This is a genomic window from Mycobacterium sp. (assembly GCF_032159765.1).
Classification (GTDB): domain Bacteria; phylum Actinomycetota; class Actinomycetes; order Mycobacteriales; family Mycobacteriaceae; genus Mycobacterium.
In genome coordinates this window covers 1-11,300 of record NZ_JAVHWM010000197.1, presented here as the reverse complement: position 1 = coordinate 11,300, position 11,300 = coordinate 1, and the positions used below count along the sequence as shown (strand labels likewise).

The following is an 11,300-nucleotide window of genomic DNA, read 5'->3' as shown; positions in this document are numbered from 1 at the left end:
GTGATCAGGATGTTCGACGGCTTCACGTCCCGGTGAATCAGCCCCGCGGCATGCGCCGCGTCCAACGCCGACGCGACCTGCTCCACCACCGACACCGCGAACGCCGTGCTCGGCGGCTTCGCGCTTTCCTTGAGGAGCGTGCCCAGGTTGCGGCCCTCGATCAACCGCATGTCCAGATAGAGCCGGCCGTCGATCTCGCCGAACCCGTGGATCGGCACGACGTGCGGCTCGGTCAGCCCGGCCGCGGCCTGTGATTCGCGGCGGAACCGCTGCTGGAACAGCTCGTCCGACGCGAGGTTCTCGGGCAGCACCTTGAGCGCGACGATGCGGTCGGTCCTGGTGTCGTAGGCCCGGTAGACCTCGCCCATTCCGCCCTTGCCGATCAGCTCCTGCAGCTGATATCGGCCGAATGGCGTCGCATCCACCGCTTACTCCTCGGCCATGCCAACTCGCCTGTTTTCCCGTCGCTTCGCTCGCCCCGTCGCGTCGTGTGTCGCTTGAAGCTACATCACGTTTGCCCGGGATGTAGGCGGCTCTGGCGACGGGCTACAGCTGAGGTCGCTGCGATGATGTTGGTATGAGCCAAGTGCGCGGCCGGGTGTGGCGGGACGGCAAACCCTGCGACGAGTTTGAGTTCTCTGCGATCTCCGACTACCTGGTGGAAGAGAACTGCCTGGTCTGGGCTGACATCTACGACCCAGATCCGCAGATCCTGGACGACCTCGAACAGGAACTGGGGCTCAACGACTGGGCAGTCGAGGACGCGATCGCCGAGAGCGAGCGCACCAAGGCGTCCATCTACAAAACGCACACCTTCTTCACCGTTTACGCCGTGACGTGTGTGGACCCCTCGCCCGAAGACGACTCGGCGTCGGTACTGCAGACGCACCGAATCTCCGGTTTCGTGCTGCCGCAGGGCCTGATCACCGTGCGACTCTCTCCGGAATTCGACATCGACGTAGTCTCCCAGCGCTTCGACGAACTCGGCGGCCAGGAGTACGGGGTCGGCGCGCTGGTGCACGGCCTGCTCGACGTCGTCGTCGACGGCCACTTCGAAGTAGTGCAGCGACTCGACGACGGCATCGAAGGTATCGAGGACGAGTTGTTCGCAGACAGCGGTCCGAGGGGTCAGCTGCAGCGCCGCACTTTCCGTTTCCGCAAGGACCTGGTCTCGCTCCGACGCGTGGTCTTACCGATGCGCGAGGTCGTCAGTGCCATCCAGCACCGCCGCCTGGACGCGAAGACCTCGCCGGAACTCGATCCGCTGTATTCCGACCTGTATGACCATGTGCTGCGGGTCTCGGAGTGGACGGAGTCGCTGCGCGACATGGTCACCACCGTGTTCGAGACGAACCTGTCGCTGCAGGATGCGCGGCTCAACACCGTGATGAAGAAGCTCACCGGATGGGCGGCGATCATTGCCGTGCCGACCGCGATCACCGGCTTCTACGGCCAGAACGTGAAATACCCGGGCATCGATACCGTCGGCGGGTTCTTGGTCAGCACGGCGATGATCGTGGTAACCGTGCTCGCCCTCTACTGGATGTTCAAGCGTCGAGGCTGGCTGTAGCTCGGCTCGCCCGTTCGTCACACCGGTCACTTCCGTCGCGCCGAGATGTTGATGTCGTCGTGCCCACCGTTGAGCGACCTTCCGCGACTTCCCGCGAGCGTCAGCGCGCCATGGCCGGCTGGCGCGCGACACCTGCGCCGATTTCTGCACCAGGGTCGTGGTTTCGCGAATTCAACAGCCCTGGTGCAGAACTCGACACTCGGCGGCGCTATCGCCAACCGCGATCCAGGGGTGTTCGACGATCCGGGGGCGTTCGACATCACTCGTCCGAACGCGCGTGACCACCTCGCATTCGCCTCGGGGATGCATGTCTGCCTCGGCGCGGCGTTGGCGCGCATCGAGGGCGTCACCGCGCTGCGAGCCCTTTTCGAGAGGTTCCCGGCGCTTCATCTCAGCACCCCCGCCGAGCCGCGAGGATTGGTGACGCTGCATGGCTACAAGCGGCTGCCCGCGGCGCTGGCTCCGGAGGTCACCTCCGCTCGCCGGCCGCAATAGCCCCAGCAACAGCGGCCTCGCTGCCACTTGTGCAACTCGGCATACCTTCGAGACGAGCACATTCGGCCTCGTCGTACGATTTCACCGGCTGCGTGCCGACCCGCGGCTATTCGTCAAGACCCTGTTTGAAATTCAGAAAAGCTGTTAACTGGACACCTAACGACACACGAGCGAGCAGGACAAATGGCAGCGTTGAAATCCGACGTCGTCGTCACAGCGATCGCATCGACGACCGCGCTTGCGCCCGATGCCGAAGGCACGTGGCAGCAGCTGCTGGCGGGCGGCAGCGGCATCCGTGAGCTCGAGAAGCCCTTCGTCACCAAGTTCGAATCGCCGGTAAGAATCGGCGGTGAACTGCGCGAAAACATCGAAGAGCACCTCACCCGCATCGAGCTTCGCAGGCTGTCGTTTATGCAGCAGATGTCGACGGTGCTCGGCCGCCGGCTGTGGGAGGCCGCTGGGTCGCCCGAGGTCGACACCCGACGGCTGCTGGTGTCGATCGCCCATGGCTTCGCCAGCACCGAGCCGCTCATCCTCCAATACGACATCTGGGTGTCGAAAGGCATGAAGGGCGCCAGTCCACTGGCAGTGCAGATGCACATGCCGAACGCGCCGGCTGCTGCCGTCGGTCTGGATCGCGGCGCCAAAGCCGGCGTCATCTCGCCCGAGATGGCCGATGCATCGGGTGCCGCGGGGATCGCACAGGCTTTGAGGAGCATCCTTCTGGACGACGCCGACATCGCGATCTGCGGCGGCGTGGAGGCGCAGATCGAAGCCGTGCCCATCGCCGCGCTCACGGGGCTGGGCATGCTGACGACCAACAACGACGACCCGGCGGGCGCGTGCCGCCCGTTCGACGCGGACCGCGACGGCATGGTGTTCGCCGAAGGCGGTGCACTGATGCTCATCGAGACCGAGGAGCACGCCAAAGCCCGCGGCGCGCCGATCCTGGCCCGGCTCATGGGCTCGGCGATCAGGTCTGACTCCTACGACCCGATTGAGCCCGATCCCGGCGGCGAGGAGGACGGCAACACCATCGCCCGCGCGATCGAACTGGCAGGTCTGGACCCGAGCGACATCGACCTGTTCAACGCGCACGCCACCGGGACGAAATCCGGCGACCTTGCCGAAGCCCACGCGATCCACCGCGCCTTCGGGGCTCACACGCCCGCGGTCTACGCACCGAAGGCGGCGCTGGGTCATTCCTGGGGCGCCGCCGGGGCTGTGGAGGCGGTGCTCACAGTCCAGTCGCTGCGCGACGGCGTCATCCCGCCCACGCTCAACCTGAAAAACCCCGACCCCGAGATCGACCTCGACGTGGTGGCGGGCGGGCCTCGCCGCGGCCACTACCGCTATGGGGTCTCCAACTCGAGCGCTCTGGGCGGGCATCACGTCGCCCTCGTGTTCGGCGCAAGCTGACGATCGGGCTAGCCGGAGTCGTCGGACTCCGGCAGGCCTGGGCAAACGTCGATGTAGGGAATCGCCGACGAGATCCACGAGTTCCACTGCTCGCGGCTCATGTTGTGGGTCATTTTGGCGCACAACGCTTCTCGCTGCGGCTTCAACACCGGCCACATTTGCACGCTGCCGTCGCCGCTGCCGACCAGCAGTTTCGTACTATCCGGGCTGAAGGTCAGCGTCCATGCGCTTGCCGCATGACTGAACGGAGATCCCAGCTGGGACTTGCTGTCCACATCCCACAGCCGAATGTTGCCGTCGGCGTTCGACGATGCGACGGTGTGTCCGTCGGGACTGAATGCCAGGGTCAGCACAGTTCCGTCCGCCTGCAGCGGCTCGGTGACCGGTGCGGTGGTGTCAACGGCCCAGACTTGAATCGTCTTGTTCGAACCGCCGACTGCGACCAGGCGTCCGTCGGCGCTGAACGCGATGCTGTTGGCCACCCCTTGGCCCTCCATAGGGTGACCGATCATCTTGCCGCTGTCGGTGCTGAACAAACGGAGAGTTCCGTCGACGGCAGACGTGGCCACGATCTTCCCGTCAGGGCTGAGCGAGAGGTCAAAGGCCGTCTCGTCCTGCTTGATGGTCGTGATTTGCGCCATCGTTGTGGCATCCCAAATCTGCACGACGCCGCCTGAGGTCTGCGCGGCGATCCTGCCGCCATCGTAATGAGTCTGCCGTAGCGCCGTTTGCGGTCCGAGGCGCAGCGGTTCGCCGAGTGGCGCGCCAGTGTGCGCGTCCCACAACCTGACAGTGTTCACGGTGCCGAACGAGACCACCCGATCGCGGTCGACGGGGAAAACCGACGTCGCGTCGTCGTCGACGATGCGCACCGGCTCGCCGATCTGACGCGCTGTGGCCGCATCCCAGTAGCGCACGATCTTGTCCTCGCCGCCCGAGGCGATTCGGCGGCCGTCGTCGACGAATATCGCGTTGGCGATGCCGGTGTGGCCGATCATCGGCTGCCAGGTGCCATCCCATACCCGGACTGTGTCGTCGTCGCTGCACGACACCAGCCGCAGACCGTCTTTGCTGAATGCCACGCCGTTGATCGGAGCCCGATGCCCGTTGAGGACGCCGATCTCACGGTGAGAAGCGCGATCCCAGATCTTGATCTTGTTGTCGACACCACCGGAGGCAAGGCGCTGGCCGTCGGGGCTGAAAGCCACGGTCTGGACCTGATTGTCATGACGCATCGGTTCGCCGTTCTGCCGACCGGTCGCAGCGTCCCAAAGCCTGACGGTGGAATCGGTACTCGCCGAGGCCAACTCGGTTCCATCGGGGCTGAACGCCACGGCGAACACCAGTCCTTCGTGACCGCGGATCGGCGGTCCTGCCTGCTGGCCGGTTGTGGCGTCCCACACCTGGATCGTCTTGTCCCCGGCAGTGGCGATGCGATGCCCGTCCGGGCTGAATGCGATCTTGCCGACATAGCTCTGGGCGTCTAGATGCGACTGGGTGATTTGATCTCCAGTCGCCGCGTCCAACACGCGCAACACTCCACCCGCGGAGACCGCTGCGAGACGAGTGCTGTCGGGGCTGTACGCCAAACCGACGAAACCATTCGGATCGCGAAACGGCTGACCGATCGGGTGCCCCGTGGCAGCGTCCCAGATCCGTACGGTGCCGTCTATTGAGCACGACGCGATCCGGGTGCCATCGGTGTTGAACGCCACGCTCATGATCCCCTTGTCGTGGCCGTGAAACGCCTTCACAACGGGCTGGCCTGACGCGGCGTCCCAGATCCTGAGCATTCCGTCTTCGCCCCCGGAGACGATCCGCGTCCCGTCAGGACTGAGCGCTGTGGTGAACACCATTGCCGACGTGTCGATGACCTTGAGCAGGTCCTTCTGCTGACGCAGCGCTGTCACGAGTGAGTATTGATTGTTCTGGTGCCCCGACGGAATTTCCAGTGCCGCCAACAGCATCTGCATTCCGGCCACGTCGTCGCTGACACCAGCGCGCAGTCCGGCCAGCATCAGCTGCGAGTCTCCGTACAGCCGCAGGGCAGTGGCATCCCTGAACCGAGCGTCGGCATCCCTGCGCGCTTTGAATGCCCACCCAAAACCGACTATCGCCGCGAGCGCGACGACTATCACCAGCGCGAGGACGGCGCGCAACAGCCGAGTTCGCTTGAGGAGAGCCGCCGCGTGTTCCTGTGCCGCGCGGAGCTCGGCTTCCTGGCGCTGTCGTTCGGTCTCGGCCTCGGCGTCCTGGCGCTCCCTCGACGCACGCAGGAACTCCGACGCGGGCGCGACGCGGGCCCGGAACATCGGGGACGCGGCCAATTCCTCGGCGGCGGCCAGCCGCACGCCTTCGATCAGCCATTCTGGGCTTCGTCCATTACGTTCCCACTCGCCGGTGGCCCGATCGAGGATGTCCGCCTCTTTGAGGTCGGTGGCCTGCTCGCGTAACCAGTCCACAAGCGGATCCCATTGCCGGAGAAGGCTTTCCAGCGCTACCTCGACCACGGTATCGCCATCGCGCTCGTCTTTGACGAGCAGCCGATGGGCCACCATGGCATTGATGAGATCGTGGCTGGCAGGCGGGAGCTCGGCCCATCGGGCCACCCTTCGCAAGGGCTGATCACTGTCGGGATTGACCGTGGCAAGCCACGGGATGAACGCCGAACGCAGGATGTCGAGCTGTTGCGCACGTGTGTCGGGGTCCGATGAGAGCAGCCTGTCGATCTCGGTGTCCACGATCTGCGCCATGCCGCCCATCGACAGATAGTGGGCGAGGCTGATCTGACCCGTGCTGCCGTAGTCGGCGTAGAGGCTCGACAGGGTCAGCGCGAGCAGCGGAAGACTGTCGCCGCCTTTTGTGGCGACGGAGAGAAGTTCCTCGATGAGCGCGGGCTCGAGGGTCAACGGCTGACCGGCCGCGGTGGCCCGCTGCGCCGGCCCGGTGATCACCTCTCTGAACTCGGTGAGCGGCATCGGTTTGAGGTCGCCGAATTCCCGGGCATGCACGTCGGCGAGTTCGGGCGCCGCCTGCAGGGCTTCGTAGCGGTCTGCCCGGATCGTCACCACCGCGACCATTGGCAGCTCCCCGGCCGGGCCTGACCGCTGCAGCAAGGCGCCAAGAAGCGTGAGGAACCGTCCGGCTTCCTGCCCTGATTCCGCGGTGAACAGCTCCTCGGCCTGATCGATCGGCAGTATCAGCGTTGGTTCGCCGTCGTCCGAAAGGCGTTGCAGCGCTTCGCTCATCCACTGGGTGATCGCACCAGCGTCGGCGGCAAGGCATGAGGATTTGATGTCGCCGAGCGCGGGCTCGTTCAGCCCGGCCCGTGCTCTGAGGTTCAGGATCGCCCGCGCCAGCCCTTGCTCGCCGGTCAGCGCCGCACGCTCGGGCCGGACGATGTCGCAGAGCACAAAATTGGAATGGTCGCGGCGCAAGCGCGGCAGAAGCCCCGCACGCAGGAACGAGCTCTTTCCGACTCCGGAGGGCCCGAGCACCACGAACATTCCCTCGACGCCCGTCGCGCGCATGCCTCGCAGCGCGTCGAGTCCGCGGACGATCTGCGCGTCCCGGCCAAAGTAGACCGCGGCGTCGATGTCTTCCATCGGCTGCCACCCGCGGTACGGCGCCCGCTTGGGGTCGTCGGGCGGCGGCCACGGGAAGTGCTCTGCGCCGATACCGGATTCCCGGATGCCCCGCAGCAGACGCTCCAAGCCCTCGGTCGAGAACTCGACGGGCGCTTGGCCGTCGACGGACACCGCCGTGACAGGACCCGACCCGGAAAACAGGTCGCAGTACTGCCACTCGTGCGTCTTGTCGCCTACCGCTTCCGGGTCGAGCCGCGCACAGAAGATGCGCTTGTTGAGCGATTCGGCGTAGCGGTATTCAACGAGGCACTCTGACGACTGCTCCCAGTTGGGGGTCAGAAGGCACAGGACCGCCTCGCATCGATCGACCGCCCGAAACAGCTCTTCTTTCCACCGGGTGCCAGGCGAAAGGCCGGTGTGCGGATCGACGTCGAGGAAGATCCCCCCGCGCAAACTGGGCTGGTTGTCGGTCAGCCATTGGATCAGTGCCACCGCGGCCGGGGTGTCGCGGCTCGAGTGGCTCACGAAGATCCGGTACATACCACCGATCATCTCTTCCACGCTTTAAATCGACGCGGGTATTTCAATACTCGATATGTGGTGTGAACCGGCGCGTCAACACCTGATGACAGCGTTTGGGATCGACTTCCCCACGGAAAGCCGCCCGTTAGGGCATTGTTAGCGCCGTGAACGTCGAAGCCTGGCTGCAATCGGTGCCGCCGGTGGCCGTCTATCTCATCGTCGGCGTGGTCATCGGCATCGAAAGTCTCGGTATTCCGCTGCCGGGAGAAATCGCCCTCGTCAGCGCGGCACTGCTGGCGTCGCGCCATACGCTCGACATCGACCCGGTCGCCGTCGCCGCGGCAGCGACGGCCGGCGCGATCATCGGCGACACCATCGGCTATTCCATCGGTCGACGGTTCGGGATGTCCCTGTTCGAGCGGTTGGGCAAGAAGTTTCCCAAACACTTCGGGCCCGGGCACGTGGCATTGGCCAAGCAGTTGTTCGCGCGCTGGGGCGTGTGGGCTGTCTTCTTCGGCCGTTTCATCGCGCTGCTGCGCATCTTCGCTGGCCCGCTCGCCGGCGCACTGCACATGAAGTACTGGAAATTCTTGGCCGCCAACGCGAGCGGCGGATTGTGCTGGGCCGGCGGCACCACCGCGGTGGTCTACTACCTGGGTTTGGCCGCCGAGCGGTGGATGTCGCGTTTCTCGTGGATCGCGCTGGTGGTCGCCGTCGCCATCGGGATCGTTGTCACTCTGCTTCTGCGCGAACGCACTTCACGGATGATCCGCGAACTCGAAGACCAGCACAGCTGGGACTCGCTGCGCGGCAAAGAGGCTAGCTCTTCGTCAGGGTGAACTGCCCGAGTTCGCTGATACCGCGGTTGAAGAAATCGGAGCAACCGGTCAAATACCGCATGTAGCGCTCGTACACCTCAGCCGAGGTCGCGGCGATGGCCTCGTCGCGGCGGGCTTCGAGGTTCGCCGCCCAGGTGTCCAGAGTCCGCACGTAGTGCTCGTCGAGCAGTTGGGTGTCATCCACCGAAAAGCCTGCCGCGCCTGAATATTCGACGATGTCCTCATCGCAGGGCACGGCCCCGCCCGGGAAAATCTCCTTGGCGATGAACCGCATGAACTTCAGGTCGCTCATCACGATCGGGATGCCCATCTCCGGCCAGCGCTTCAGCGGGTGCCCCAATATCGTCTGCAACACCATGCGGCCGCCGCTCGGGAGCATCCGGTGGCACGTGTCGAAGAATGCCGCGTACCGGTCTTTGGGGAAAGCCTCGAACGCCTCGATGGACACGATGCGGTCGACGGGCTCGTCGAACTGCTCCCAGCCGCGCAGATACACCCGCCGGGACAGGTCGGTGTCGATGTCATCGAGCAGATGCTGGCAGTAGACGCACTGGTTCTTGCTCAGCGTCAGGCCAATCACGTTGACGCCGTAGTTCTCGACCGCGCGTTTCATGACCGATCCCCAGCCGCAGCCGACGTCGAGCAGGGTCATCCCGGGCTGCAGGTCGAGCTTGCCGAGCGCGAGGTCGATCTTTGCCATCTGAGCTTGTTCGAGCGTCATGTCCTCACGCTCGAAGAACGCGCAGCTATACGTCCGCGAAGGATCCTGGAAGACGCCGAAGAAGTCGTCTGAGAGGTCGTAATGCGCCTGGATCTCTTCGAAGTGGGGACGCATCTCCGTCGAGCTCACGTATCACCCCTTCTCGCAGGTGAATTGGCATACGTCGGTGTAGCCCTGACGGAATAGATCGGCGCAGCCCGTCAAGTATCTCATGAACCGCTCGTAAATCTCTTCTGACGTGACCGCGATGGCCTCGTCTTTCTTGGACTCCAGGTTTGACGCCCAGGTGTCCAGCGTGCGCGCATAGTGCGGCTGCAGATACTGCTTGCGGGTCACGGAGTATCCGGCCTTGACGGCGTGCTCCTCGACCATCGCGCCGAGCGGCAGACGCCCGCCGGGGTAGATCTCGTCCATGATGAACTTGATGAAGCGCACCCGCGACATCGTCAGCGGCAGCTTCTTCGCTTTGATCTCTTCGTCGCTCGGAATGATGATCGTGTGTAGCAGCATTACGCCGTCGTCAGGCAGCCAGTTGAAGGTCTTCTTGAAATAGTCGTCGTATTTGTTGAAGCCGAAGTGCTCGAAGGCGCCGATCGACACGACGCGGTCGACCTGACCGTCGAATTCCTCCCACGGCTGCAGCCGCACCTCCATGTGGCGCTTGCTCGTGGAGTTGGCGAACCAGTGGTCCTCGATGTGCTGCTTCTGGTTCTCCGACAGCGTCAGGCCGATGACGTTGACGTCGTAGCGGTCGACAGCGCGCATGATCGTGGAGCCCCAGCCACAGCCGATGTCCAGCAGCGTCATCCCGGGCTGCAGGCCCAGCTTGCCGAGAGCCAGGTCGACCTTGGCCATCTGTGCTTCTTCGAGCGTCATGTCGTCGCGCTCGAAGTAGGCGCAGCTGTACGTCTGCGTCGGGTCCTGCCAGAGCCTGAAGAAGTCGTTGGAGATGTCGTAGTGGAACTGGACTTCCTTTTTGTCCGACCCTTTGGTCTGCGCCGCGGACTTCGACAGCCACTTGGACTCTGCGCGCGGTGCGGTGCTTTGCGTGTCGTTTGAACTTGTTGCCATGGTCTGTCCTACTGACCCCCGACGTCGGTCTTCCCCAGGTAACTCCGCCGCAGCGTGCTCCTGACTTGATCAATGACCCTACATCGGCACGCCAACTCGACGCAGAACCCCTCGTTCCCGTTCCCGTGTCGCGCTAAACTGCGCAGCCGTCAATTCGGCAGAGCCCGTGACCATTCGAGGTGATCTTGCCGACCACGTCGTCGCGCAGGCATCACGTGCGCAACTTATGGTCGAACGGTGACGCGCCTCGATCGCTTCTTCGAGATCTCTGACCGGGGGTCGACGGTCGCCACCGAGTTGCGGGGCGGCGTCGTGACGTTCATCGCGATGGCCTACATCATCGTGCTGAACCCGATCATCCTGTCGGCCACGTCCGACGTCACCGGCCACAAGCTCGCCTTCGCGCAGGTTTCGGCCGTGACCTCGCTTGCCGCCGGCGTGATGACGATCCTGTTCGCTGTCGTCGCGCGGTTGCCGTTCGCGTTCGCCGCGGGGTTGGGGATCAACTCGTTTCTGGCCAGCTCCGTCGTCGGCACGCTGTCCTGGCCGGAGGCGATGGGGCTGGTGGTCATCGACGGCTTGATCATCGTCGCGCTGGCCGCGACGGGGCTGCGTCGGCTGATCTTCGATGCCGTGCCGATGCCGTTGAAGCTCGCGATCACCGCAGGTATCGGGCTGTTCATCCTGTTCATTGGCCTCGTCGACGCCGGATTCGTCGGGTCGACGAAGATGCCGTCGCCGCCCGTGGGTCTCGGGTCCGACGGCCACGGGTCGATCAACTCGGTCCCGACGCTGATTTTCGTGCTGACGCTGCTGGTGACAGGCATCCTGGTAGCGCGAAAAGTGCGGGGAGCCATACTCATCGGCCTCATCATCGGAACCATCGTCGCCGTCATCGTCGAAGCGGTCTGGCATCTCGGGTCCGCGACGCAAAAGCCGGGCGGCTGGAGCCTGTCGGTGCCGACCCTGTCGGGTTCGCCGTTCGCGATACCCGACCTTTCGCTGGTGGGCCAGTTCACCCTCTACGGCAGCTTCGTCCGGATCGGCATTCTGGCGGCCGTCATGCTCGTGTTCAC

At 64.5% G+C, this 11,300-nt stretch carries 8 protein-coding genes and 1 pseudogene; 5 read left to right on the top strand and 4 right to left on the bottom strand.

Annotated features, from left to right (window positions below):
- On the bottom strand, nucleotides 1-425 hold a 425-nt coding region (locus QOH60_RS25140), incomplete at its 3' end, for a serine/threonine-protein kinase (protein WP_526424600.1).
- Between the two features lie 152 nt (nucleotides 426-577).
- On the opposite strand from QOH60_RS25140, the gene QOH60_RS25135 reads away from it, so the two are divergent.
- From QOH60_RS25135 to QOH60_RS25125, 3 genes and pseudogenes are all read left to right on the top strand, one after another.
- On the top strand, nucleotides 578-1,570 hold the full coding sequence (locus QOH60_RS25135) for a magnesium transporter CorA family protein (protein ID WP_526424599.1): 993 nt from the start codon (nucleotides 578-580) through the stop codon (nucleotides 1,568-1,570).
- A gap of 198 nt (nucleotides 1,571-1,768) precedes the next feature.
- Nucleotides 1,769-2,065, top strand: a pseudogene (locus QOH60_RS25130) (cytochrome P450); the annotation flags it as partial.
- A 183-nt stretch (nucleotides 2,066-2,248) separates the two neighbouring features.
- A complete protein-coding gene (locus QOH60_RS25125; protein WP_526424598.1) occupies nucleotides 2,249-3,484 on the top strand; it encodes a KasA/KasB family beta-ketoacyl-ACP synthase in 1,236 nt (411 codons plus the stop codon).
- An 8-nt stretch (nucleotides 3,485-3,492) separates the two neighbouring features.
- On the opposite strand, the gene QOH60_RS25120 is transcribed toward QOH60_RS25125, so the two are convergent.
- A complete protein-coding gene (locus QOH60_RS25120) occupies nucleotides 3,493-7,623 on the bottom strand; it encodes an nSTAND1 domain-containing NTPase (RefSeq protein WP_526424602.1) in 4,131 nt (1,376 codons plus the stop codon).
- A gap of 134 nt (nucleotides 7,624-7,757) precedes the next feature.
- Here QOH60_RS25120 and QOH60_RS25115 point away from each other — a divergent pair, with 134 nt between their 5' ends.
- Nucleotides 7,758-8,432 carry a VTT domain-containing protein gene (locus QOH60_RS25115; RefSeq protein ID WP_526424597.1) on the top strand — a complete coding sequence of 225 codons (675 nt, stop codon included), beginning with the start codon at nucleotides 7,758-7,760 and terminating at the stop codon, nucleotides 8,430-8,432.
- Here the strand turns inward: QOH60_RS25115 and QOH60_RS25110 are convergent.
- Nucleotides 8,413-9,267: a cyclopropane mycolic acid synthase family methyltransferase gene (locus tag QOH60_RS25110; RefSeq protein WP_526424601.1), complete on the bottom strand. Its 855-nt coding sequence runs from the start codon at nucleotides 9,265-9,267 to the stop codon at nucleotides 8,413-8,415. The two genes, QOH60_RS25115 and QOH60_RS25110, sit on opposite strands and share 20 nt — an antisense overlap.
- A gap of 18 nt (nucleotides 9,268-9,285) precedes the next feature.
- On the bottom strand, nucleotides 9,286-10,224 hold the full coding sequence (locus tag QOH60_RS25105; RefSeq protein ID WP_526424596.1) for a cyclopropane mycolic acid synthase family methyltransferase: 939 nt from the start codon (nucleotides 10,222-10,224) through the stop codon (nucleotides 9,286-9,288).
- Nucleotides 10,225-10,461: 237 nt separating this feature from the next.
- Here QOH60_RS25105 and QOH60_RS25100 point away from each other — a divergent pair.
- The coding region (locus QOH60_RS25100; RefSeq protein WP_526424595.1) for a solute carrier family 23 protein at nucleotides 10,462-11,300 on the top strand (839 nt) is incomplete at its 3' end.

Excerpts from the sequence above, each read along its gene's own strand:
- QOH60_RS25110 (WP_526424601.1), bottom strand. The coding sequence starts at position 9,267 with ATGCGTCCCCACTTCGAAGAGATCCAGGCGCATTACGACCTCTCAGAC.
- QOH60_RS25120 (WP_526424602.1), bottom strand. The coding sequence starts at position 7,623 with ATGATCGGTGGTATGTACCGGATCTTCGTGAGCCACTCGAGCCGCGAC.
- QOH60_RS25135 (WP_526424599.1), top strand. The coding sequence starts at position 578 with ATGAGCCAAGTGCGCGGCCGGGTGTGGCGGGACGGCAAACCCTGCGAC.
- QOH60_RS25125 (WP_526424598.1), top strand. The coding sequence starts at position 2,249 with ATGGCAGCGTTGAAATCCGACGTCGTCGTCACAGCGATCGCATCGACG.
- QOH60_RS25105 (WP_526424596.1), bottom strand. The coding sequence starts at position 10,224 with ATGGCAACAAGTTCAAACGACACGCAAAGCACCGCACCGCGCGCAGAG.